The organism is Cryobacterium sp. AP23 (assembly GCF_054075385.1).
On the sequence record NZ_CM133415.1, the window covers coordinates 3,884,546 to 3,908,459 of the forward strand.

Consider the following 23,914-nt stretch of genomic DNA (forward strand, 5'->3'; position numbering starts at 1 on the left):
GCGGATCAATGATCGAGAAAGCCATGACCGAGAAAGCCATGACCGAGATGGCGTTGCCCAGCTGGAAGGACGGACCCACCCGGCAGGCCATCCTCGATTTCGTGGCGACCGCGACAACGCCAGGTGCCGGTTTCATCGAGCCGGCCGACCGGATCGCGGCGTTCGACAACGACGGAACGTTGTGGTCGGAGCAGCCGCTGCCGCCGCAATTCGACTTTGTGTTCCGCAAATGGGGCGAGGAAGTGAAAGCCGATCCCGCGCTGGCCCGCACGCAGCCGTACAAGGCGCTCGTGGAGCGCGACATGGCATTTTTCGCCGGTGTGGCGACGCAGGATCCGGAGACGATCGGCAGCCTGCTTTCGGCGTTCAGCCGGTCATGGGCAGGCTCGACGCCGGAGGCCTTCGACGCCGAGGTGCGGGTGTGGCTCGAGACCGTGAAACAGCCCAAGTTCGGCGTTCCCTACATCGATCTCGTCTACCAGCCAATGCTGGAACTCATCACCTTCCTCACCGCCCAGGAGTTCCGGGTCTTCGTCTGCTCCGGCGGCGGCAGGGACTTCATGCGCGTGTTCGCCGAGGAGGCCTGGGGCATCCACAAGGAGAACGTGATCGGCACCGCGGCGGAGTATCGATACGTGGACGGGCGCATCGTGCGGGGCGAGGGCGTGCTGGGCGGCGTCGACGCGGGCCCCGGCAAGCCAGAGCACATCTTCGCGCAGACCGGCCGGCTGCCCGTCTTCGCCGGGGGAAATGCGGATGTCGACATCGAAATGCTGGAATCGGCCCGCTTCGCCCTTGTGGTGGCGCACGATGACGCTGACCGCGAGTTCGAGTACACGTCCGGCTCAGATCGCACGATCGAGCGGGCCGCCGCACTGGGCTGGACCGTCGTCAGCATCCGGGACGACTGGGACGTGGTCTACCCGACCGGTCATCGAGAGCCGGCGACGAATTGAGTCCGCGGAGTTACTCGACCAGGTCGGCGAGCTGACGGATGACCGTGCCCCAGCCGTCGTGGAAGCCCAGCTGATCGTGCTGGTCGCGGTCGGCCCGGTTGCGGTGCATCGCGGTGGCGGTGTACTCGGTGCCGTCGGGGTGGTCGGCCATGGTCATCACCGCGGTCACGAAGGAGGCCTCAGCCGGACGCCAACCGGCCACGAGGGCATCCGTGAAGATGATGCGCTCGAGGTGGTCGACGGCGAGGAAGCAGCCGGTGATGTGCGGTCCGAATTCGGTACCGTCCTCGCTGATCTCGGTGCGGAACGAACCGCCCGCGCGGAGATCCATCTCCAGCACTCGGCAGAGCGTGGGCGCCGGCACCCACCATTGTTCGAAGCTGGCCGGGTCGGCCCAGGCTTTCCAGACGGCGGCGCGGGGCGCCCGGATAATGCGGGAGACGGTGAGGTCCAGGTCGGGCTGAGCGGATGCGGTCATGCGGGCGTCTCCTCATCGTGGCGGGGGTCTGGGGCGGTGGTGACGAAGCGCTCCAGCCGGTCGGCGCGGCCCTCCCAGATGCGGCGCTGATCACTCAGCCACCCCTCGATCAGGTCGAACGAGCCGCGCTCGAGCGTGCAGACGCGCACCCGGCCGGTCTTGCGGGTGCGGATCAGCCCTGCCTTCTCGAGGGAGCCGATGTGCTTCATGAACGAGGGCAGTGCCATGTCGAACGGCGCCGCCAACTCGCCGATGCTGGCCGGCCCGGAGCCGAGGCGGCCGAGTACCGCCCGGCGAGTGGGGTCCGAGACGGCCTGGAAGACACCGTCGAGGGGATGCTGAGCCATGCGGCTAAGTTAGCCGACGCCCATCACTGAGTGCAAGGGCTAAGTATCGGATGTTTTAGAAGGACTCCGGAACTTGAGAAGGACGATCATCCCGGACATCGTCCTTTTTTGCGCACTATGTCCTGATAATCCTGCGAGGCCGGCCGGGCCGGACTGCGGTCAGCGCCGCTCGCGCCACCAGATGGCGCGGGTGACCCGCTGCACGACGGTGGTGGGCGGTGACTCGTTGTAGCTGTGCGCGAGTTCCTGGCCGGTCAGCTCGTGGATGGCGGCCATGATCTCGTCGGTGGCCCGGCGACGGGCGCGGCCGGAGTCGGCGGTGCCGTGCCCGCTCACGTCGATCGGTTCGCCGAACTTCACGCTGATGCGACGGATGCGCGGCATCTTCGAGCCCACCGGCATGATCTCCTCGGTGCCGATGAGGCCCACCGGTACCACGACGGCCCCGGTGGTGAGGGCGAGCCAACCGACGCCGGTGCGGCCGCGGTAGAGCCGCCCGTCGAGTGACCGGGTGCCTTCGGGGTAGATCGCGAAGGCGCTGTCGGCGTCGAGGATGTTCTTACCTGCGTCCAGTGCCACCTGGGCGGCCTGCCCGGCGCCGCGCTCCACGCCGACGGCGCCGATGGAGGTGAAGAACTGGCGGGACACCCAGCCCTTGAAGCCGGTGCCGGTGAAGTAGGTGGACTTGGCCAGGAACTGCACCCGGCGCGGCGCGGTGAGCGGGATCACGATGCTGTCGATGAAGGACAGGTGGTTGCTGGCGAGGATCACGCGGCCCTCACGGGGGATGTTCTCCTTGCCGGTGATGCGCGGCCGGAAGACCAGGCGCGCAATGGGCGCCATGATGCCGTAACCCAGGAAATAGACGAAGCCGGGACGCTTGGCCTTCACGGGCATCTCGACGAGCACGTCGTCGGCCGGCACCTGTTCGACGGGGGCTTCCGGCGCGGTTTCGGGCTCGGATGCTGGGTCGTGCTTGGCTCCGGTCACTCAACGACCCTACAGCGCGGGGTCAGTCGCGCCCGGCATATAACCGCGGTGCGCCTACCATGGGCTCGTGCAGCGAATCATCATTCTCGGGTCAACGGGCTCGATCGGTACCCAGGCGCTCGACGTCATCAAGGCCAACCCCACCCGGTTCGAGGTGGTCGGCCTCTCGGCCGGCAGCAACCGTGACCTCCTGGCCGAACAGGCCGCCGCGTTCAACGTCGACGACACCGCTGTCGGTGCCGCCGAGGCCGAGCAGTTGGTGCGGGATGTCGACGCCGATGTCGTGCTCAACGGCATCACCGGGTCGGTGGGGCTGGGCCCGACCCTCGCCGCGCTCAAGGCCGGCCGCACCCTTGCGCTGGCCAACAAGGAGTCCCTCATCGTCGGCGGCGACCTCGTCAAGGCGCTCGCGGCGCCCGGCCAGATCGTGCCTGTGGACTCCGAGCACTCGGCGATCGCGCAGGCGCTGCGATCCGGCACCGCGGATGAGGTGCGCCGGCTGGTGCTGACCGCATCCGGCGGCCCGTTCCGCGGCCGCACCCGCGCCGAACTGGCTGACGTCACCCCGCGGGAGGCGCTGGCGCACCCGACCTGGGACATGGGCCTGGTCATCACCACCAACTCGGCGACGCTGGTGAACAAGGGACTCGAAATCATCGAGGCCCACCTGCTCTTCGACGTGCCGTACGACCGCATCGACGTTGTCGTGCACCCGCAGTCGCTCATCCACTCGATGGTGGAGTTCATCGACGGCTCCACGATCGCCCAGGCGTCGCCGCCGAACATGCGCCTGCCGATCTCGCTGGGCCTGGACTGGCCGAACCGGGTGGCCGCCGTCGGCGTGCCGATCGACTGGACCACCCCGCACACCTGGACCTTCGAACCCCTCGACGACGAGGCGTTCCCCGCCGTGGAACTGGCCAAGCACGTCGGCCGGGCCCGGGGCACCTACCCGGCGGTGTTCAACGCGTCCAATGAGCAGGCGGTGCTGGCGTTCCACGCCGGCCGGATCGGCTACCTCGACATCGTCGACACCGTGCAGCGGGTCGTCGACGCCCACGAGTCCGACGGCGAGCTCACTCTTGAGTCGCTGGCGGAGGCCGAACGCTGGGCCCGCGCCGCCGCCGACACGATCATCGACTCGATCGGCCGCTGACCGGTCAGCGCCCGCGGTAGCTCTCGGCCACCGCGACCAGCGCGTCATCCCACGGGGTCGCGGCCACGCCCAGCTCCCGTTCCGTCTCCTGTGCATCGATCACATACGGCACCCGGAACTGGTAGCTGGACTTGTCAACCTCCCGCATCAGCGGGCTGGCCACGCCGAGCGCCCGCAGCATCCACCGGGGGTACCCGGCCACGACGCCGTGGCTGCCGAAGCGCGAGTTCAGCTGGCCGGCGATGTCGGTGCGACTATATGCCCCGCTCGGCACATGCCAGATGCGACCCCAGTCGCCGGCGTACCCAGCGGCGGCGATCATGGTGGCGGCGATGTCCGGCAGGTAGCTCCAACTATGCAACGCTGCGGGCAGCCCGACCACCCGCGCCGTCTTCGACGCCAGGACCTGGCGGAAGAACGCCTCGCCCAGGTGCGCGGTGCCCGTCACGCCGGCCCCGAAGTAGTCGCTCGCCCGCACCTCGACGGCCCGGATCTCACCGTGCTCGTGCGCCTCGAGCACCCGGCGCCAGCCGTTGCGGCGGATCAGCCCCTTCGACTCCGTCGTGGTCTCGGGGGAGTGCTCGGTCATCGGCCCGGCCGGCGACCCGTACGGGTACAGATTGCCCATCACCACCAGGCCGGCGCCGGAGACGGATGCCGCGGCGATCGCCGCCGCGAACACCGGCGGCCAACGCCGGGCCCAGTCGGGGTACGGCGGATTGGTGCACAGGAAGATGGTGTCCATCCGTTCGGCCGCGAGCACGAAGGCCACCGGGTCGGATGCGTCCAGGGTGCGCGACGTCGTGCCCGGCAGCACGGTGCCCGACCGGGTGGCCACGGTGACGTCGTCTCCTCGGGCCACCAGCTGTCGGGCCAGTTCACTGCCCACCCAGCCGGCTCCGACGATGAGGTGCTGGGGCATGGGATCCTCCTGGCTGGCGTGACGGGTGATGCGACCGTTTAGCAGGGCACCGCGGTTAGTCGCAGTCGTCCTTCTTCTTGCAGGCGCCGTTATCGGACTTGTCCTTGTCCGGCTTCTCCGGCTCGGGGGCGGGTGCGGTGGTCTCCTCCGGCTCGACCGGTTCGTCGGTGACCACCGGAGCCTCGGTCTCCTCCGGGGTTTCGGTCGGGGTCTCTACGGGTGTTTCTTCCGGCGCGGGGGTCTCGGTCTCGACCGGGGTCTCGGCGGGCGCCTCCTCCGGCGTCTCGACCGGGGCACCCGCCACCGCGGCAGCCAGGTCGGTCGCGACGAGGTCGATGGCGGTCTGGATCTCGGCGGCCCGCGTGTCGGTGACCCCGTCGGCCGCGGTCGCCGCGGTCAGGTCGGCCTGCACCACCTCGAGGGCGGCTTGCGCGCCGGCGAAGTCGCCGTTGGCGGCGGCCTCACTGACCGTGAGCACCCCGTCCTGCAGGCCGGCTGCCGTGTCGGCGTTCAGGTCGGGGGTGGCGGTGGCGCAGCCGGCGAGAAGACTGCCGGCCAGTCCGATGCCGGCTACCACCAGCATCAGGCGGGTGCGGATGTTCGGGGTCGCGCTCACGGGTTCACGCTTTCCTGAAGCTGCTGCAGATGGGTGCCGAGGTCGCCGTCGACCGCTGGATAGGCCGGCGGGTCGGCTTCAGGGTCGGTCGGCTGCACGAAGAACACCAGCGCGATCACCGCCGCGACGGCCAGCAGGATGCCGATGATGACGGGTGTGCGGCCCACCCGGCGGCGGGCCGGTGCGGAGCGGTCGGACCGGAAACCCGGCCCAGCCGGGGCCGGCGTGCTGGGTGCCGACGCGCTGAGTGCCGACGGTGCGGCCTGGTTGAATCGTTCGGTCGGCGCCGCCTGCGCCGGGGTGTCGGTGCGGGTCATGACCCGGGTCGGCTCGTTGCCGTCGGAGGCCGGATACAGCTCGGTGGCGGCCGTGCCCGCGGCGGGAACGGGCATGAGGGCCGTCGGCTCCTCGAGCAGCTGCGTGGCCGCGGTGGCCCCATCGGCCGGCGAACCGCCCGGCACGAGGTCGCGCAGGAGCACAGCGGCATCCGCCGATGTCAGCCGCTGCGCGGGGTCGCGGGCGGTCATGCCGGCCAGCACGGTCTGCCACTGGGTGCCCAGCTCGGCGGGGATCTCGGGTTGGCGCTGCAACCGGGCCATGGCCGATTCGATCGCGGTGCCGGGGTAGCTGCGGGTGGCGGTCAGGCTCTCCAGCAGCACCAGGCCGAGGGAGTACACGTCGCTGGGCGGGCCGATCGGCTCGCCGAGCGCCTGCTCGGGGCTGAGGTAGCCGGCGGTGCCGAGCACGGACCCGGTGCGGGTGAGGTGCGTGGCGTCGAAGAGCCGGGCGATGCCGAAGTCGGCCAGTTTCGCGTGCGACACCCGGCCGGGGAAGTCGGACGGGGCGAGCAGGACGTTGGCGGGCTTGATGTCGCGGTGGATGATGCCCTTGGCGTGCACGTAGTGCAGGGCTTCGGCGAGGTCGGCGCCCATCCTGGCCACCTCGGCGGGGGCCACCGGGCCCTCGCCGATGCGGCTGCGCAGGTCCTGGCCCGGGATGTACTCCATCACGATGAACGAACGGGTGCTGCCGTCGACGTGCTCGGAACCGGCGTCGAACAGGGTCACAAGGGCGAAGTGGTTGAGGCTGGCGAGCACCATGACTTCGCCGCTCTGCCGCTGCGGGCCGGAGTCGTCCGCGGTGTCCATGCGGAACAGTTTCAGGGCGACAGTACGGCCAAGGGCCAGGTCAGCCGCCTCGTACACCGTGGCCATGCCGCCGGTGCCGACCAGCCGGTCCAGGCGGAAGCGGTCGGCGAGGACCAGTCCGACCAGGCCGTCAGACGGCGACGCGTTGCCGATGGGCTCGGTTGGTGCAGACAGGGAATCCTCCTGGATCGGGCGGTACGAGGTAGCGAGCATAGCCGGGTGCCAGTCAACGACCAGCAGCCTTGCAGCAAGAGAAGGCTAATCTACGACTGTGGAAACCGTGCTGTTGTATATCTTGGGCGTAGCTGTGGTCGTCGTCGGCCTGGCGCTCTCTATCGGCCTGCACGAGATCGGCCACCTGGTGCCCGCCAAGCTGTTCGGTGTCAAGGTCACCCAGTACATGATCGGGTTCGGCCCCACCCTGTGGTCCAAGCGCAAGGGCGAAACCGAGTACGGCGTCAAGGCCATCCCCATGGGCGGCTATATCTCCATGATCGGCATGTTCCCGCCCGCGAAGGACGGCGCCAAGTCCCGGTCGAACAGCACCGGCTTCTTCCAGCAGCTGGTGCAGGAGGGCGAGCCGGAGAAGAAGCAGGGCACCCTCGGCACCATGGTCGAGGACGCCCGCCAGGCCAGCGCCGACACCATCGGCGAGGGCGAGGACCACCGCGCGTTCTACCGGCTGCCGGTGTTCAAACGCGTCATCATCATGCTCGGCGGCCCGTTCATGAACCTGCTCATCGCCGTGGTGCTCTTCGCTGTGCTGCTGATGGGCTTCGGCACCACCCAGGCCAGCACCACCGTCGGCAGTGTCAGCGCCTGCGTGCTGCCCGCCACGAGCGACCGGCAGACCTGCGCCGACGGCGACGAGGCCGCGCCAGGCGCCGCCGCCGGCCTCAAGCCCGGCGACCGGCTCGTGAGCATCGACGGCACCGCCATCACCAGCTGGGACCAGTCCACCGCGATCATCCGGGAATCCTCCGGCACCCCGCTGCAGGTCGTCGTCGAACGTGACGGTGCCGAGCAGACCCTGGTGATCACCCCCAAGCTCACCGAACGCTACGTCACGGATGACGCCGGCGAGGTCGTGACCGACGCCGATGGTGCGAAGCAGACCACCGAGGTCGGCTTCGTCGGCATCGGACCGGCCGGCGAGCTCGTGCCGCAACCGGCCTCCGCGGTGCTGCCGGCGGTCGGCGAGAACATCTCCGGGGTGTTCCACATGATCCTCAACCTGCCGCAGCGCCTGATCGACGTGGCCAACGCCGCGTTCGGCCCCGGCGAACGCGACCCGAACGGCCCGATCAGCGTGGTGGGTGTCGGCCGGGTGGCCGGCGAGATCGCCAGTATCGACACCATCCCGATCGCGAGCAAGACCGCGAGCCTGATCGGCCTGCTCGGTTCGCTCAACATCGCGCTGTTCGTGTTCAACCTGGTACCGCTGATGCCGCTGGACGGCGGCCACGTCGCCGGCGCGCTCTGGGAGGGCATCCGCCGCTGGTTCGCCAAGCTGTTCAAGCGCCCAGACCCCGGGCCCGTCGACACGGCCAAGCTGATGCCGCTCACCTTCGCCGTGGTGATCGTGCTCGGCGGAATGAGCCTGCTGCTGATCTACGCCGACATCGTCAAGCCGGTCAACCTGTTCGGCTGACGCCGCCGCGTACTCCCGCGGGAGTAGTCGGAGCCCAGACAACTGCTGCCAGCGGGCCACGCGCCCCAGCGTGAGCGGACGTAGCATCGGACTATGACATCGCCTGCCGAGTCGCCCGAGTATGACTCCGGCTGGCCGGAGCGCCGGCGCGGCTGGCCCGGTGAACGACTCCCGCCCGCGGCGCGCCTCTGGATCCCGGTGGTGGTGTCCCTGGTCGTCCAGGTTCCCTCCACGGCGTTCCAGATCTGGCGAGGTCGTTCGGCTTTCCCCGGCGGCGAGAATCCGTTCGGCGACCGGCGGTTCGACGGCGCGTTTGTCGACTCCGGTGCGCCCGGCTTCACCGGCGCCGTTCTGCTGGTGCTCGCCCTCGCGTTCGTCGGTCCGCTGGCTCTGATCATGGCCCGCCGCTTCCCCGGCCCGGTCGCCGCAGTCTGCGCCGCGGCCGCCGCGGTCCCGATCCTGATCCTTCCCACCGTGGTCACCCCGTTCGCGGCCCTGGCCTTCGCGATCGTGCTGGGAATCGTGCGTGGCGCCCGGATCTGGGTATACGCGTCCGTCGCCCTGGCCTGGCTCGGGGCCATCGCGCTGGCGGGGCTGTGGGGGATCCTGTTCAACCCGTTCCGGATCGCCGGAACCACACTGGCGTTGGTGCTCTTCATGGGCGCGGGAGAGGCCATCCGTCGGCGCCGGGATCGCATCCTTGAGCACCGGCGCAGCTCGGCCGCCCGCCGGCTGTCGGCCGAGCAGCGCGAGCGGATGCGGATCGCCCGCGAACTGCACGACGTGCTCGCCCATTCGCTCTCCCAGATCAACGTGCAGGCCGGCGTCGGACTGCACCTGATCGACAGCCAGCCGCAGAAGGCTGCCGAAGCGCTGGCGAACATCAAGAGCGCCAGCAAGAACGCGCTCGACGAGGTGCGCACCGTGCTCGGCATCCTCCGCTCGGACCCGGCCGAGCCGAACGGTGCGCCGCTGGCCCCCGAGCCCGACCTGGCCGGGCTGCCGGGGCTGATCGACTCCTTCCGTGCGCAGGGCCTCGATGTCGCCTACGCCAATGCGCTCGAGGTCGAGACCGCCGCCCCGGCCGCGACCCAGCTCGCGCTGTACCGGATCTGCCAGGAGGCGCTCACCAACGTGCTGCGGCACGCCGGGTCGTCCGGGGCATCCGTGTACCTGGGCGTCGACCATGGCGACTACCTGCTGACCGTGACCGATGACGGGTCGGCCACGGCCGATCCGATCGAACCCGGCGGTGGCCTGCTCGGTATGCGGGAGCGCGCTGAATTGCTCGGCGGCCGGCTCCGCGCCGTCCGAACCGGGAACGGCGGCTTCCTGGTCGAGGCCCGGATCCCGATAAGCCTCGGCCGCACTGCCCCGGTGGACGGAGACGGCGGATGATCCGGGTCGTCATAGCCGACGACCAACAGTTGATCCGCGCCGGCTTCAGGTCGCTTCTCGAATCCGAGCCGGACCTCGAGGTGGTGGCCGACGCCGGTAGCGGCCGTGCCGCCGTGGATGCGGTGACCCGGCTGCGGCCGGATGTCGTGCTGATGGACATCCGGATGCCCGACGGCGACGGCCTCTGGGCGACCGAACAGATCGTGCGGGACCCCGCGCTCGCGCACACCCGTATCGTGGTCGTGACCACCTTTGAACTGGACGAATACGTCGCCAGGGCCATCCGCGCCGGGGCGAGCGGTTTCCTGGTCAAGGACACCGAACCGGCCGAGCTGATCCGTGCCGTCCGGGTCGTGGCAGCGGGGGAGGGGCTGCTCTCACCGAGCGTCACCCGGCGGCTGCTGGAACGGATGGCGACCGGGCAGAGCGAACCGCGCGACCCCAGCGCCCTGCAGGCGCTCACCGAGCGCGAGCGAGAGGTGCTCGCCCTGGTCGGCCGCGGGCTGACCAACGCGGAGATCGGCGCGCGGCTGTTCCTCAGCCCGCTGACGGCGAAGACGCACGTGTCGCGGATCATGGGCAAGCTCGCCGCCCGCGACCGGGTGCAACTGGTGATCCTCGCCTACGAGGCGGGCCTGGTCTCTCCCGGCCGCTAGCAGGGCAGCCGGCTGCTCCCGCGGGCGTACGACAGGTGACTCCCCGGGGCAGATTCGCCCGCGCATCCGTTCGGCGACGCTGGGGGCATCGGCTCGCACCGGAGCCCCGAACGATTGGACACATCATGCTCACAACGGCAGCGCTCACAGAAGTCATTGCCCACCCCGGATGGGGCGCCGGCGGCGGATTCGGGTGGTGGTTCCTGCTGATCCCGTTCTTCTGGCTCATCGTCGTCGTCGCGCTCTTCGCCATCTTCGGCCGGCGCTGGCGGCGCGGATGGAACGGCCCGGGCCCGTACCCGTACGGCGGCTACGGGGCGGGCCAGCAGGATTCCCGCAGCGCCGAGAAGACTCTCGCCGAGCGCTTCGCCCAGGGCGACATCGACGAGGTCGAGTACCGGTCCCGGCTCGAGGTGCTCCGCGCCAACCGCGACGCCGCACCGCCGGCCGGCTGAACGACGCCGCGTCCACCCGGCCTCCGATCCTGCTGAACGCCAGCGCAGAGCGTGCACGCGTTCAGGAGGATCGGAGCGGGCACGCGTAAGCTACGTCCGTGGCCGCAATCAACCTGGGTACGCCCAAAGTCCCCGTAATCCTCGCTCCCCGACGCAAGTCCCGCCAGATCAAGGTCGGCAAGGTCCTCGTCGGCGGAGACGCGCAGGTCAGCGTGCAGTCCATGACGACGACGCCGACGACGAACATCAACGCGACTCTGCAGCAGATCGCCGAACTCACCGCCTCCGGCTGTGACATCGTGCGCGTTGCCGTGCCGAGCCGCGATGACGCCGAAGTGCTGCCGATCATCGCCAAGAAGAGCCAGATCCCGGTGATCGCCGACATCCACTTCCAGCCCAGCTACGTGTACCAGGCCATCGACGCCGGCTGCGCGGCCGTGCGGGTGAACCCCGGCAACATCCGCAAGTTCGACGACCAGGTCGGCAAGATCGCCGCCGCCGCCAAGGCCGCGGACGTCTCGATCCGCATCGGCGTCAACGCCGGTTCGCTCGAGCCCAGCATCCTGCAGAAGTACGGCAAAGCCACCGCGGAGGCGCTCGTGGAGAGCGCCGTCTGGGAAGCCAGCCTCTTCGAGGAGCACGACTTCCACGACTTCAAGATCTCGGTCAAGCACAACGACCCGGTGGTCATGGTCAAGGCCTACCGGCTGCTCGCCGAGCGCGGCGACTGGCCGTTGCACCTCGGCGTCACCGAGGCCGGCCCGTCGTTCCAGGGCACCATCAAGAGCGCCACGGCGTTCGGCATCCTGCTCGGCGAGGGCATCGGCGACACCATCCGCGTGTCGCTGTCAGCCCCGCCCGCCGAGGAGATCAAGGTGGGCCTGCAGATCCTGCAGTCGCTGAACCTGCGTGAGCGCAAGCTCGAGATCGTCTCCTGCCCCAGCTGCGGCCGGGCCCAGGTGGATGTCTATAAGCTCGCCAACGACGTCACCGACGGCCTCGAGGGCATGACGGTTCCCCTCCGCGTGGCCGTGATGGGCTGTGTCGTCAACGGACCGGGCGAGGCCCGCGACGCGGACCTTGGCGTGGCATCCGGTAACGGCAAGGGCCAGATCTTCGTGCGCGGCGAGGTCATCAAGACCGTGCCCGAGTCCGAGATCGTCGCCACCCTGATCGAGGAGGCCAATCGCATGGCCGCCGAGATGCCGCCGAGCGAGGACTCCCTCGGCGCCCCCGTGGTGACGGTCGGCGCCAACTAGCCGCACCCTCGCCCAACTGTTCCCAAAACGGACAAATGGTCCCGGTGCGCCGGGACCATTTGTCCGCAGGGGGAACAGTTGCGGTTGCGGGCGGCCGGGGCCGCGGGGACGGACGGTCTGCGCGCGCCGTAAAGTAGGTGCGTGCCTATTCGTATGTCGAACTACTTCCTCCGGACCCTTCGTGAAGACCCCTCTGATGCCGAGGTCACCAGCCACCGCCTGCTTGTGCGGGCCGGCTACATCCGCCGTCAGGCGCCGGGCATCTTCGCCTGGCTGCCGTTGGGTCTGCGCGTGAAGGCGAAGATCGAGACCATCATCCGCGAGGAGATGGCCGCCGCCGGAGCGTTCGAGGTGCACTTCCCCGCCCTGCTGCCGCGCGAACCCTACGAGATCACCGGCCGCTGGGACGAGTACGGCGACGGCCTGTTCCGCCTGCAGGACCGCAAGGGGAGCGACCTGCTGCTGGCGCCCACCCACGAAGAGGTCTTCACCCTGATGGTGAAGGACCTCTACAACAGCTACAAGGACCTGCCGCTGTCGATCTTCCAGATCCAGGACAAGTACCGCGACGAGGCCCGCTCCCGCGGCGGCCTGCTGCGCGGCCGTGAGTTCACCATGAAGGACGCCTACTCCTTCGACTACACCGACGCCGGCCTCGACGCCAGCTACCAGGCCCAGCGCGACGCGTACGAGCGCATCTTCACCCGCCTCGGCCTCGAATACGTCGTGGTGCAGGCGGATGCCGGCGCCATGGGCGGCTCGAAGAGCGAAGAGTTCCTGCACCCCACCGCCGTCGGCGAAGACACCTTCGTGCGCTCCGCCGAAGGCTACGCGGCCAACGTCGAGGCCTTCCGTACCCTGGCGCCCGCGGCGATCGACTTCGCCGGGTTCCCGGCCGCGCAGGTGCACGACACCCCCGACACCCCCACCATCCAGACCCTGGTCGACTCGGCCAACGCCACCCAGCCGCGCCCGGACGGCCGCCCCTGGACCGCCGCCGACACGCTCAAGAACGTCGTCCTCGCGCTCGTGCAGCCCGACGGCAGCCGCGAGATCGTGGTGATCGGCCTGCCCGGTGACCGTGAGGTCGACCTCAAGCGCGTCGAGGTGGCCTTCGCCCCCGCCGAGGTCGAGGCCGCCAACGACGGTGACTTCGCCAAGCTCAACAAGGTTCCCGGCCGCCCCGGCCTGGTCAAGGGTTACATCGGTCCGTGGGCTGCGGCCGGCGCGATGCTGGGCGAAGAGTCCGCCACCGGCATCCGTTTCCTCGTCGACCCGCGCGTGGTCGACGGCACCGAGTGGATCACCGGAGCCAACGAACCCGGCCGCCACGTCTTCGGGCTCGTCGCCGGCCGTGACTTCGTCGCCGACGGCACGGTCGAGGCCGCCGAGGTGCGCGCCGGCGACCCCGCCCCCGACGGCTCCGGCCCGGTGGAGCTGGCCCGCGGCATGGAGATCGGCCACGTGTTCCAGCTCGGCCGCAAGTACGCCGAGTCGCTGGGCCTGAAGGTGCTCGACGAGAACGGCAAGCTCGTCACCGTCACCATGGGTTCCTACGGCATCGGCGTCACCCGTGCCCTCGCCGTGATCGCCGAGCTCAACAACGACGCCAAGGGCCTGATCTGGCCCGACGCCGTCGCCCCGTTCGACGTGCACGTGATCGCCACCGGCCGCGACGAGATCGTCTTCGAAACCAGCGAGGCCGTGACCGCGATGGTCGAGGCCTCCGGCCGCGAGGTGCTCTACGACGACCGCCGCAAGGTGTCGCCCGGCGTCAAGTTCGGTGACGCCGAACTGATCGGGATCCCCACCATCGTGATCGTGGGCCGCGGCGCGGCCGACGGCATCGTGGAACTCTGGGACCGCCGCTCAGGCGAGCGCACCCAGGTGCCCGTGGCCGAGTTGGCCGCGCACTTCGCCTAAACCGTGATCGCTGGTCGAGCTTGTCGACGCCGTGCTGAGCCTGTCGAAGTAGACATCTCACGGCGTCTTGACAAGCTCGACCAGCGGATGGGTCGCGCTTCGACGAGGTGTTAGAGCTTGGCGAAGCGGGCGCGGAAGAAGCAGTACACGCCGTAGGCGATCAGGCCCACGCCGACGAGCACCAGGATGACCATGCCGAACGGCAGGGCGGCAAGCGAATGCAGCGCGCCGTCCAGCCCGGTCGACTTGCTCGGGTCGACGGTGAAGCCCGCGACGATGACGAGGATGCCGACCACGCCGACGGCGATGCCCTTGGCGACGTACCCGAACACGCCGAGCCCCACCGTGGCGGTGCCCATCGCACCGGACGGCACGCTGAGGTCTTCGGTGAACGTCTTGGCGACGCCCTTGTAGACGAAGTAGCCGCCGATCGCGAGCACGCCCAGACCGGCGAGCATCAGCAGCACCGGCCCGCCGGGCAGCGCGAGCACGGATGCGCTGGCCGACGCGGTGCTCTGCGACGAGTTCGCCGAACCCTGCAGGGCGACGGTGAGGGCGGTGCCGGCCACGAAGAGGTACGCCACGCCCTTGCCGATCTCCTTGAGCCGATGCGCCCAGACCTTCTTCTCGGAGTCCGCGGCCGGAACCAGGAACGCCTGCAGCACCTGCCACAGGCCCAGCGCGACCAGACCGACGACGATGGCCCAGATCACGAAAATGCCGCCGGGGGACTTCGCCAGTTGACCGAGCGCGCCGGACTGGTCGGCGCTTCCGGCGCCTGACCCGACCGCGAGGCTGATGGCGATGGCGCCGATCAGGGCGTGCAGGAGGCCGTTGACGGCGTAGCCGACCCGGGCCAGGGTCTTGAGGTGGGGATTGTTGCCGGCATTCCGCGCGGCACGGCCGGCCGATTGCGCGCCGGACTGCGCAGAAGATCGAGTATTCATCGCGTTATCGTATCCGTCGAACGCCGCCGGCACGCGGTGGTGCTTGGCGTGTTCCACCCGGTGGCACCGAGCGGGTGACGCAGGCCCCGGGATTCCGGTACCTTGGTAGAAGCCCGCTGCGCGGTTTCGCGGCGGCAAGATCTGAATAGAGGAGGCCGGCCATGGACATCGACCTCAGCGTGTTGCGGCTGATGGAGCGCGAGAAAGAGATTCCCTTCGAGGAACTCGTGCAGATCATCGAGCAAGCAATTCTGACGGCCTACCTCAAGCACACCCACCAGGGTGAGCCGCTGAAGCAGGCTGCGGAAGAAGAACCCGGAGCTCGCGTCGTACTCGACCGCAAGTCCGGTCACGTCGACATTTACATTCCTGAGCACGACGAAGAGGGCAACATCATCGGCGAAGCCGTTGACAACCCCGACGACTTCGGTCGTATCGCCGCATTCGCGGCCAAGCAGGTTATCAACCAGCGCCTGCGCGACATCGCGGATGACGCGGTGCTCGGCGAATTCAAGGGCCGCGAAGGCGAGATCGTCGCCGGTGTGATCCAGCAGGGGCCCAACCCCCGCATGATCCACGTCGACCTCGGCACCATCGAAGCGATCCTTCCCCCCGAAGAGCAGGTGCCCGGCGAGAGCTACGTGCACGGCTCGCGCATCCGGGTGTACGTCACGGCCGTCGGCCGCGGCATGAAGGGCCCGCAGATCACCGTCTCGCGCACCCACCCGTCACTCGTGCGCCGTCTGTTCGCGCTGGAGGTCCCCGAGATCGCCAGCGGCGTCGTGGAGATCGTCTCGCTGGCCCGCGAGGCCGGCCACCGCACCAAGATCGCCGTGCGCGCCACCGAGCCCGGCGTCAATGCCAAGGGTGCCTGCATCGGCGAGCTCGGCCAGCGCGTACGCGCGGTGACCGCGGAGCTCAACAACGAGAAGATCGACATCGTCGACTACTCGCCCGACCTCGCCACCTTCGTGGCCAGCGCGCTCTCGCCCGCCAAGGTCACCAGCGCCTACGTCATCGACGAGTCGATCAAGGCCGTCCGGGCGCTCGTACCGGACTACCAGCTGTCGCTCGCGATCGGCAAGGAGGGCCAGAACGCCCGTCTCGCCGCCAAGCTCACGGGCGCAAAAATCGACATTCAGCCAGACAGCATTCTGGAGGATGACGAATAGGGGGTACGATGGATCCCGTTAGAACGTGCATTGGATGCCGTTCCCGCGCCTCGCGATCCTCTCTTCTGAGGGTTGTCGCCCAGAATTCGCTGCTGGTGGTCGATGAGACCGCCACTCTGCCTGGGAGAGGTGCGTGGATTCATCCCACCATCGCGTGCTTCCAGGAGGCCGTAAAGAGGCGCGCTTTTGGGCGTGCCCTCCGCGTGACCAGCCCCCTGGACGCAAATCAACTAGAGAACAGGCTGACTTGGCTAATGGATAACTAATGAGCGGCTCGAAATGAGACCCGTCCGTTACTAACGGTCTGCCCCTTTCCGGGTGCAGGCCCGGAACAGGAGAATTGTGGCTGCGAAACCACGCGTACACGAGATCGCAACTGAGCTCGGTGTCGACAGCAAGGTAGCCCTTGCGAAATTGAAGGAAATGGGCGAGTTCGTCAAGGGACCGTCCTCTAGCGTTGAGCCCCCCGTTGCGCGCCGTCTGCGCGCAGCACTCGAGGCCGACGGAGTCGCCACCGGCGGCGCTGCCGCCACGCCGGCGGCACCCGCTGCCGCGAAGCCGGCCGCGACCACGTCGGCCAAGCCCGGCGCCCGTCCGTCCCCGGCACGCCCCGCTGCACCGGTGCCCGCACCGGTCGACGAGGCTCCCGCCGCGGATGCCCCGCCGATGCCCGCCGCGCCGCTCACCGTAGCGGAACGTCAGGCTGCAGCTGCCGAGAAGGCCGCCGCCGCCGAGAAGGCTGCAGCGACCGAGAAGGCCGCCGCCGAGGCTCCCGCCACCGCGGGCACCGACGCGAGCCCGGCCGCCGCAACGCCGGCCGCCAAGGCCGACGGCGAGACGGCCACCGCCGTCAAGCCCGGTGGATCCGTGCCGCGTCCGGGTGCACGACCGGGTAACAACCCGTTCGCCAGCAACCAGGGCATGGGCAAGACCCCCACCCCGCGTCCGGGCAACAACCCGTTCGCGAGCGCGCAGGGCATGGGACAGCGTCCGCCGTCCACGTCCTCGCCCAGCAACATCCCCCGCCCTGCCGCACCCCGCCCCGGCGCCCCGCGCCCCGGTGGACCCGGCCAGGCACCCCGCCCGACCGGCTTCGGCCAGCGTCCGGGTGGCTTCCAGCGTCCCGGCGGAGCTCCGGGCGGCGCCGGTGGCGCACGCCCCGGCTTCTCCCGCCCCGGTGCGCCTGCAGGCGCTCCCGGCTTCGGCCCGCCCCGCCCTGCGGGTGGCGGCGGCGCCGGCGGCCGTGGCCGTGGCCCCGGCGGTGGAACCGCTGGTGCGTTCGGTCGCGGAGGCGGCAAGAACAAGGCACGCAAGTCGAAGCGTACGAAGAGAGCAGAATTCGAACTGCGCGAAGCTCCGTCGCTGGGTGGCGTCAGCGTCCCCCGTGGCGACGGCGGCACCGTGGTGCGTCTGCGCCGCGGCGCCTCGATCACCGACTTCGCCGACAAGATCGACGCGAGCCCGGGCAACCTGGTCACCGTGCTGTTCCACCTCGGTGAAATGGCAACGGCGACCGAGTCGCTCGACGAGGCCACCTTCGACGTACTGGGCAGCGAGCTGGGTTACAAGATCCAGATGGTCTCGCCCGACGACGAGGACCGCGAGCTGCTGCTCGCCTTCGACATCGACATCGACCAGGAGCTGGCCGACGAAACCGACGAAGAGCTCGAAGTTCGTCCTCCCGTCGTCACCGTCATGGGTCACGTCGACCACGGTAAGACCGCGCTGCTCGACGCCATCCGTAACGCCAAGGTCGCTGCCGGTGAAGCCGGTGGCATCACCCAGCACATCGGTGCGTACCAGGTCGTCACCGAGCACGAGGGCATCGAACGTGCCATCACCTTCATCGACACCCCCGGTCACGAGGCGTTCACCGCCATGCGTGCTCGTGGTGCGCAGGTCACCGACATCGCGATCCTCGTGGTCGCCGCCGATGACGGCATCATGCCGCAGACGATTGAGGCGCTCAACCACGCCCAGGCCGCCAACGTGCCGATCGTGGTCGCAGTAAACAAGATCGACAAGGCAGGCGCCAACCCGCAGAAGGTGCGCCAGCAGCTCACCGAGTTCGGTCTGGTCGCCGAAGAGTACGGCGGAGACGTCATGTTCGTCGACGTGTCCGCGAAGAACAAGATCGGCATCCAGGAAATCCTCGACGCCGTCCTGCTCACCGCTGACGCCGGACTCGACATGCGCGCCAACCCGAACAAGGATGCCCGCGGTGTGGCCATTGAGGCCAAGCTCGACAAGGGCCGCGGTGCAGTTGCCACCGTGCTCATCCAGTCGGGAACGCTGCACGTCGGAGACTCGATCGTTGCCGGTACCGCTTACGGCCGCGTTCGTGCGATGGCCGACGAAAACGGCAACGCCGTTCTCGCCGCCACGCCGTCCCGTGCCGTCCAGGTGCAGGGTCTCTCCAGCGTTCCGCGCGCCGGTGACACCTTCCTCGTCATCGAGGAAGACCGCACCGCGCGTCAGATCGCTGAGAAGCGTGAAGCCGCCGAGCGCAACGCCCTGCTGGCCAAGGCCCGCAAGCGCATCAGCCTCGAGGACTTCACCCGTGCACTCGAAGAGGGCAAGGTCGAATCGCTCAACCTCATCATCAAGGGTGACGTTTCCGGTGCCGTTGAGGCCCTGGAAGAGTCGCTGCTCAAGATCGAGGTCGACGACTCCGTTCAGCTGCGCATCATCCACCGCGGTGTCGGTGCGGTCACGGAGAGCGACGTCAACCTCGCCACCGTCGACAACGCCATCATCATCGGCTTCAACGTTCGCCCCGACACGAAGGCGCGCGAACGTGCGGCTCGTGAAGGCGTGGACGTGCGCTTCTACTCCGTCATCTACAACGCGCTCGAGGACATCGAGTCTTCCCTCACCGGAATGCTCAAGCCCGAGTTCGAAGAAGTGCAGAGTGGTATCGCCGAGATCCGCGAGGTCTTCAGCTCGTCCAAGTTCGGAAACGTCGCCGGTGTCATCGTGCGTTCGGGAACGATCACGCGAAACGCCAAGGCACGGGTCATCCGCGACGGCATCGTTGTGGGCGACAACCTGGCCATCGAGTCGCTGCGTCGCTTCAAGGACGACGTCACTGAGGTTCGTACGGACTTCGAGGCCGGTATCGGTCTTGGTAAGTTCAACGACATTCAGATCGGCGACGAGATTGAGACGATCGAACTGAAGGAGAAGCCGCGCGGCTAAGTTCCGCGTTGTGCTGGGGTCTCCGCTTGATCCCCCTAAAAGGGAAGAGAGCGGGGACCCCTACCCCGATTCCCCTGCGTTGATTGAATGCAGCGGGGGATCAAGCTACGACCCCAGTCCCCGAGACAACATTCGTCAACACGATGGTTGGGGAGGACTTAAGAGCGTTAAGAAGTACCCACAAACTAGGAGTAGATCATGGTAGATCCGGCACGCGCACGAAAGATGGCGGACCGCATCAAGGTCATCGTGGCCAAGCGGCTCGAACGCGGCATCCGCGACCCGAGGCTCGGCTTCGTGACCATCACCGACGTCAAGGTCACCGGCGACCTGCAGCACGCCTCGGTGTTCTACACGGTCTACGGCTCCGACGAAGAGCGCAAGGACAGCGCTGCAGCGCTCAAGGCCGCCACCGGCATGATGCGCAGCGAGGTCGGCAAGAACATCACCGCCCGGCTCACGCCGTCACTCGAATTCATCGCCGACGGCATCCCGGAGAACGCGGCCCTCATCGACGACCTCTTGCGTGAGGCGCGGGAGCGCGACACCCAGGTGGGCGAGATGGCCCGCGCCGCCGTGTACGCCGGCGACGAAGACCCGTACGTCAAGCCGCGCGAGTACGCCGAGGATGACGACGACGTGGATGAGACGGACGAAGACGACACCGACGACGCCGTCGTGGAGCCCGCACCGGTCCGCACCGGCCGGCACGCCGCCGACACCGAACCGGATGCCCGCTAAGCACACGCACGAACGGCCGCGCACGCGGCACCCAGGAACCTCCGGTCGACCCCAACGGGCGCCGGAGGTTTCGCAGTGGTGAAACAATGCGGAACACACGCGGCACAATTTGTGAAATCCCCGGTGAACGGGGCCAAATATCCCTAGGATCGACGCAATCGTCCACATCTGAAGGAGTTGTCATGGCCCTACCCCAGCAATCCACCGCACCTGTCGGAGGCGTCCCGCTCGCAGCGCCGTACTACGGCGCACCCATCACCGAAGCGGTCAAGCGCTTCTTCACCAAGTACGCGGTGTTCTCCGGGCGGGCCAGCCGAAGTGAGTACTGGTGGTGGGCCCTGGTCAACTACGTCGTGCTCATCGTCCTCGGGGTCCTGGCGCTGGTCGCCAACGGTACCCCCACGGTGTCCGTCGACGGGACCGTCGCGCCGCCATCCGGGGGAGCGGTGGTCGTGGTGCTGCTCCTCACGGTCTACGGCCTGGCCACGCTCATACCGGAATTGGCCCTCACGGTCCGCCGACTGCACGACGGCAACTTCTCCGGCTTTTTCATCTTCGTCGCCCTGGTGCCGCTGGTGGGCGGACTCATCCTGCTGGTCCTGACGCTCCTGCCGTCGAAGCCGGAGGGTGCCCGGTTCGACGCTTAGCGCGGTGGGCCGGGTCAGGCCTCGGTCGCGGCGATCGTCCAGCTGGCGGAGTGGGTGGCGCCGGGAGCGAGGCGGATCAGGTCTTCTCCGGTTGAGAAGGCATCCGGCGGGCAGGTCATCGGTTCGACGGCCAGCCCGATCCGGCTGCGCTCCGGGGCCGGCCTGTCGGCGGTGTGTACCTGCAGCCAGGGCAGGTCGACTCCGAAGCTCATCCGCACCCCGGTTCCGGCCGGGCTGGTCACGGTGACGGTCGCCGTCCCGTCCGCCGTCCGCCCGAGAGCGGTGAAGGCGTGGTCGATGAAGGTCTCGCCGATCGGCCGGGCGGCACGGAAGTCGAACTCCGGCGTGGTCTCGACCGGCACCGTGGCCACCGGGCTGAGCCGGTCCGGCGTGACGGTGAGGTAGCTGGCCGCCGGGAACTCGAGGGTCCAGTCGTCCACGGTGCCCGGGCCGGCCACGAGGTAGGGGTGCGGGCCGGTGCCGTACGGTGCGGTGCTCGCGCCGAGGTTCTCGGCGGTGACCGTGGTGGTCAGGCCGTCGTCATCCAGCCGGTAGCTGGCCAGGACGGCGACGGGGTGCGGGTATCCGTCGCTGGGCACGATGGTGGTGCGCAGGGTCACCGAATCGGCCGACCGCGACTCGAGGGTCCAGTCCGCCCAGCAGACCAGGCCGTGCAGCGCGTGCGAGCGGGTGGGCTCTGTCAGCGGGAGCTGGTAGTCGATGCCGTCGTAGGTATACGTTCCGTCGACCACCCGGTTGGGCCAGGGGGCGAGCACGGCGCCGCGGTAGCCGGGGCGGATTTCGTCGGCGTCGAACGGCACCACGAGGTCGCGGCCGTGCCAGGTGAGCACGCGGAGGCTGGCGCCGACGCTGGCGATGGTGGCCGAGTAACCGCCGTGCCCGATCGTGAACTGCAGGCCGGACAGCGGCAGGACCAGGGCATCCGGGCCGTCGACGGTGGGGCGGATGATGGCGGCGTCAGTCATTGCTCAGGACTCGTTTCAGGTAGGCGTTCTCGAAGCGGCCGGCGGGGTCGACCCGCCGCACGTGCGCCGCGAAGTCATCGAGGCGGGGGTAGGCGCGGCGCAGCCGGGCCGGGGACATGGTGGCGACCTTGCCCCAGTGCGGGCGCGGCGCGAACTGTTCGAGGGTGTGCTCGATCAGGGGCAGCACCGTCAGAATCTCCTCCGGCAACGGCTTCCAGGTGAAGTGGATGGCGAGCGAGTCGCGGGCGTAGCTCGGGCTGAGCCAGGCGGTGTCAGCGGCCACGCTGCGCAGCTCGGAGATGTGCAGCAACGGGGCGATCCGGTCGCCGATCGCGCGCAGGGCGGTGATGGCCGCGACGGCGTGCGCGGCGGGGATGAGGTACTCGGACTGGATCTCTTCGCCGTGGCTGGGCTGGAACTCGCTCCGGAAGTGCGCGAGCCGTTCGTTCCAGGGCCCGGGCTCACGCAGCTGTCCGGTGACGCTTTCGGCAGAGACGCCGGGCAGCGGATGCAGCGCAACGGTGGCCTCGGTGGCGCCGAGGGCGGCGAGGTCGAACTCGGCACCGTCCACGTCGAGCCGGCGCTTCGACCAGACCTGGTGGGTATTGTCGCCCTGGAAGGTGGTGAACACGCTGACGCTGTAGCCGCTGGCCATGATCGCCGACCAGTTGGCCAGGGCCGCCGTCCAGGACAGCCCCTCGTGCACGTACTGGGAGATCTGGAAGTGCGGCTGCACCCTCAGGGTCACGGCGGTGACGATGCCGACGGCACCGAGGCCGACGACCGAGGCCGCGAAATCGGGGTCGTGCTCGCGTACGATTTCGACCTCGCCGGAGGCGCGCACGATCTCCAGCGCCAGCACCGAGGAGGCCAGCGAGCCGTTGCGCACACCGGAACCGTGGGTACCGGTCTGAATGGCGCCGGCGACGGAGATGTGCGGCAGCGACGCCAGGTTCGGCAGTGCCAGGTCGTGGCCGGCCAGGAACGCGCCGACCTGCGCGTAGGTGCTGCCGGCACCGACCCGCACGCTCACCGCGGTACCGTCGTCACCGAACTGCAGGGACGGTTCGACGACCAGCTGGTCCAGCGCCACGAGGGTGCCCGGCGTGTCGGCGATGATGGAGAAGGAGTGCCGGGAGCCCAGAGCCTTGACCACGCCGTCCGCGGCGTCGACCTCGGCCACGATCCGTGCGACCTCGTCCGCCGTGGTGGGATGCCTCACGTCGTCGGTCGAGTACTCGACATTGCCGGCCCAGTTCTTCATCGAAACCATTTCTGTAGGGGGAGTGCTGGGGGTTTTCACCCCTGCGAAAGAGCGTACAGCCCTGGTTCCACCGCGACGGCGAGACCGTCGGCGAGCAGCCCCGCCAGGGCGCGGTCGCGCTGGATCTCGTCCGGCCAGAGACCGATGATCTCCGTGCTGCTGACCGGATGATGCGTGGCGCGCAGCTCCGCCATGATCAGTCCGCGCACCTGCCGGTCGCTGCCCTCGAACTTCTTCTGCACTGCCTTCTTCGGTCCGGTGTACTCCGGATAGTCCGCGGCACGCCAGGCGCAGGCATCCCGGACCGGGCACACGGCGCACTTCGGGCTGCGGCTGGTGCACACGACGGCACCCAATTCCATGATCGCGGCGTTGAACACGGCGGCGGCCTCGGGTTCGTGCGGCAGCAGCGCCGCCATCGCTTCCAGGTCACGGGTGCGGCTGGGCGGAGCCGGCTGCGCCTGCCCGGCCACGGCCCTGGCGATCACGCGACGGGTGTTGGTGTCCACGACCGGATGCCGGTGGCCGTACGCGAAGGCCGCGACGGCCCTGGCGGTGTAATCGCCGATGCCGGTCAGGGCGAGCAGGTCGTCCACGTCGTCCGGCACCACCCCGCCGTGCCGCTCGGTGATCTGCACCGCCGCGGCGTGCAGCCACAGCGCTCGGCGCGGGTAGCCGAGGCTGGCCCAGGCGCGCACCGCCTCACCCGGTGGCACGGCGGCCAGGTCGCCGGGGGTCGGCCACCGTTCGAGCCACTCGGCCAGTCGGGGGATGACCCGGTTCACCGGGGTCTGCTGCAGCATGAACTCGCTCACCAACGTGCCCCAGGCGCTGAAACCGGCGCGCCGCCACGGCAGGTCCCTGGCATTGTCGCCGAACCAGGCGCTGATCGCGTGGCTGAGCGTGGGGCCCGGCCCGGGGCCGGCACCCGTGTTGGTGCTGGTGTCGGGTGCGCCAGGGGATTCGGGCGCGTGGCGCTGGGCTGTGACGTTCATCAGAACTAA

At 69.1% G+C, this 23,914-nt stretch carries 23 protein-coding genes; 13 read left to right on the forward strand and 10 right to left on the reverse strand.

The features are described 5' to 3' along the window. Positions 1–8 precede the first annotated feature (8 nt). Complete coding sequence (locus ACU5E9_RS18330; RefSeq protein ID WP_456811322.1) at positions 9–956, forward strand: HAD family hydrolase; 948 nt, start codon at positions 9–11, stop codon at positions 954–956. Between the two features lie 10 nt (positions 957–966). Here ACU5E9_RS18330 and ACU5E9_RS18335 read toward each other — a convergent pair whose 3' ends face one another. From ACU5E9_RS18335 to ACU5E9_RS18345, 3 genes are all read right to left on the reverse strand, one after another. After that, positions 967–1,434 (reverse strand): SRPBCC family protein, encoded by a 468-nt coding sequence (locus tag ACU5E9_RS18335; protein ID WP_456811323.1) that lies wholly within the window; start codon positions 1,432–1,434, stop codon positions 967–969. Continuing rightward, entirely contained in the window at positions 1,431–1,781 is a 351-nt protein-coding gene (locus ACU5E9_RS18340; RefSeq protein ID WP_456811324.1) for an ArsR/SmtB family transcription factor, read from the reverse strand. Before ACU5E9_RS18340 ends, ACU5E9_RS18335 begins: the two co-directional genes overlap by 4 nt. Positions 1,782–1,940: 159 nt before the next feature. Further along, positions 1,941–2,678: a lysophospholipid acyltransferase family protein gene (locus ACU5E9_RS18345; RefSeq protein ID WP_456813574.1), complete on the reverse strand. Its 738-nt coding sequence runs from the start codon at positions 2,676–2,678 to the stop codon at positions 1,941–1,943. A gap of 160 nt (positions 2,679–2,838) precedes the next feature. On the opposite strand from ACU5E9_RS18345, the gene ACU5E9_RS18350 reads away from it, so the two are divergent. Beyond that, positions 2,839–3,927, forward strand: a complete 1,089-nt coding sequence (locus ACU5E9_RS18350) for a 1-deoxy-D-xylulose-5-phosphate reductoisomerase (RefSeq protein WP_456811325.1) — start codon at positions 2,839–2,841, stop codon at positions 3,925–3,927. 4 nt (positions 3,928–3,931) lie between these two features. Here the strand turns inward: ACU5E9_RS18350 and ACU5E9_RS18355 are convergent, their stop codons facing one another. The 3 genes from ACU5E9_RS18355 to ACU5E9_RS18365 are packed head-to-tail and all read right to left on the reverse strand — an operon-like array spanning position 3,932 to position 6,826. Then, on the reverse strand, positions 3,932–4,849 hold the full coding sequence (locus tag ACU5E9_RS18355) for an NAD-dependent epimerase/dehydratase family protein (RefSeq protein ID WP_456811326.1): 918 nt from the start codon (positions 4,847–4,849) through the stop codon (positions 3,932–3,934). Between the two features lie 55 nt (positions 4,850–4,904). Further along, on the reverse strand, positions 4,905–5,465 hold the full coding sequence (locus ACU5E9_RS18360; RefSeq protein WP_456811327.1) for a hypothetical protein: 561 nt from the start codon (positions 5,463–5,465) through the stop codon (positions 4,905–4,907). Next, positions 5,462–6,826 carry a serine/threonine-protein kinase gene (locus tag ACU5E9_RS18365; protein ID WP_456811328.1) on the reverse strand — a complete coding sequence of 455 codons (1,365 nt, stop codon included), beginning with the start codon at positions 6,824–6,826 and terminating at the stop codon, positions 5,462–5,464. The genes ACU5E9_RS18360 and ACU5E9_RS18365 overlap by 4 nt, the downstream gene beginning before the upstream one ends. Before the next feature lie 58 nt (positions 6,827–6,884). Here ACU5E9_RS18365 and ACU5E9_RS18370 point away from each other — a divergent pair, with 58 nt between their 5' ends. From ACU5E9_RS18370 to ACU5E9_RS18395, 6 genes are all read left to right on the forward strand, one after another. Next, positions 6,885–8,264, forward strand: coding sequence for a M50 family metallopeptidase (locus ACU5E9_RS18370; protein ID WP_456811329.1), 1,380 nt, complete (start codon positions 6,885–6,887; stop codon positions 8,262–8,264). A gap of 93 nt (positions 8,265–8,357) precedes the next feature. Continuing rightward, positions 8,358–9,662: a sensor histidine kinase gene (locus ACU5E9_RS18375; protein WP_456811330.1), complete on the forward strand. Its 1,305-nt coding sequence runs from the start codon at positions 8,358–8,360 to the stop codon at positions 9,660–9,662. Further along, a complete protein-coding gene (locus ACU5E9_RS18380; protein ID WP_456811331.1) occupies positions 9,659–10,318 on the forward strand; it encodes a response regulator in 660 nt (219 codons plus the stop codon). Before ACU5E9_RS18375 ends, ACU5E9_RS18380 begins: the two co-directional genes overlap by 4 nt. Before the next feature lie 125 nt (positions 10,319–10,443). Beyond that, a complete protein-coding gene (locus tag ACU5E9_RS18385; RefSeq protein WP_456811332.1) occupies positions 10,444–10,773 on the forward strand; it encodes an SHOCT domain-containing protein in 330 nt (109 codons plus the stop codon). A gap of 98 nt (positions 10,774–10,871) precedes the next feature. After that, on the forward strand, positions 10,872–12,032 hold the full coding sequence (gene ispG / locus ACU5E9_RS18390) for a flavodoxin-dependent (E)-4-hydroxy-3-methylbut-2-enyl-diphosphate synthase (protein ID WP_456811333.1): 1,161 nt from the start codon (positions 10,872–10,874) through the stop codon (positions 12,030–12,032). A gap of 153 nt (positions 12,033–12,185) precedes the next feature. Continuing rightward, complete coding sequence (locus ACU5E9_RS18395) at positions 12,186–13,955, forward strand: proline--tRNA ligase (protein ID WP_456813575.1); 1,770 nt, start codon at positions 12,186–12,188, stop codon at positions 13,953–13,955. A 110-nt stretch (positions 13,956–14,065) separates the two neighbouring features. Here ACU5E9_RS18395 and ACU5E9_RS18400 read toward each other — a convergent pair whose 3' ends face one another. Next, positions 14,066–14,902: a DUF1206 domain-containing protein gene (locus ACU5E9_RS18400; protein ID WP_456811334.1), complete on the reverse strand. Its 837-nt coding sequence runs from the start codon at positions 14,900–14,902 to the stop codon at positions 14,066–14,068. A gap of 161 nt (positions 14,903–15,063) precedes the next feature. On the opposite strand from ACU5E9_RS18400, the gene nusA reads away from it, so the two are divergent. The 5 genes from nusA (at position 15,064) to ACU5E9_RS18425 (ending at position 20,660) form a co-directional block, all read left to right on the forward strand. Further along, the gene (nusA, locus tag ACU5E9_RS18405) at positions 15,064–16,074 is read left to right on the forward strand and encodes a transcription termination factor NusA (RefSeq protein WP_110126027.1); all 1,011 of its coding nucleotides are present in this window, start codon (positions 15,064–15,066) and stop codon (positions 16,072–16,074) included. Between the two features lie 8 nt (positions 16,075–16,082). Then, positions 16,083–16,340, forward strand: coding sequence for a YlxR family protein (locus ACU5E9_RS18410; RefSeq protein WP_110126028.1), 258 nt, complete (start codon positions 16,083–16,085; stop codon positions 16,338–16,340). Positions 16,341–16,416: 76 nt separating this feature from the next. Beyond that, positions 16,417–19,272, forward strand: coding sequence for a translation initiation factor IF-2 (gene infB / locus ACU5E9_RS18415; protein WP_456811335.1), 2,856 nt, complete (start codon positions 16,417–16,419; stop codon positions 19,270–19,272). A 198-nt stretch (positions 19,273–19,470) separates the two neighbouring features. Next, positions 19,471–20,013 (forward strand): 30S ribosome-binding factor RbfA, encoded by a 543-nt coding sequence (gene rbfA / locus ACU5E9_RS18420; protein ID WP_456811336.1) that lies wholly within the window; start codon positions 19,471–19,473, stop codon positions 20,011–20,013. 182 nt (positions 20,014–20,195) lie between these two features. After that, positions 20,196–20,660: a DUF805 domain-containing protein gene (locus ACU5E9_RS18425; RefSeq protein WP_456811337.1), complete on the forward strand. Its 465-nt coding sequence runs from the start codon at positions 20,196–20,198 to the stop codon at positions 20,658–20,660. A 14-nt stretch (positions 20,661–20,674) separates the two neighbouring features. Here ACU5E9_RS18425 and ACU5E9_RS18430 read toward each other — a convergent pair whose 3' ends face one another. From ACU5E9_RS18430 to ACU5E9_RS18440, 3 genes are read right to left on the reverse strand one after another with little or no spacing between them, the layout of a single operon-like run. After that, on the reverse strand, positions 20,675–21,646 hold the full coding sequence (locus ACU5E9_RS18430; protein WP_456811338.1) for an aldose 1-epimerase family protein: 972 nt from the start codon (positions 21,644–21,646) through the stop codon (positions 20,675–20,677). Next, on the reverse strand, positions 21,639–22,910 hold the full coding sequence (locus ACU5E9_RS18435) for a D-arabinono-1,4-lactone oxidase (RefSeq protein WP_456811339.1): 1,272 nt from the start codon (positions 22,908–22,910) through the stop codon (positions 21,639–21,641). Before ACU5E9_RS18435 ends, ACU5E9_RS18430 begins: the two co-directional genes overlap by 8 nt. A gap of 35 nt (positions 22,911–22,945) precedes the next feature. Then, positions 22,946–23,905: an A/G-specific adenine glycosylase gene (locus ACU5E9_RS18440; protein ID WP_456811340.1), complete on the reverse strand. Its 960-nt coding sequence runs from the start codon at positions 23,903–23,905 to the stop codon at positions 22,946–22,948. Positions 23,906–23,914 lie beyond the last annotated feature (9 nt).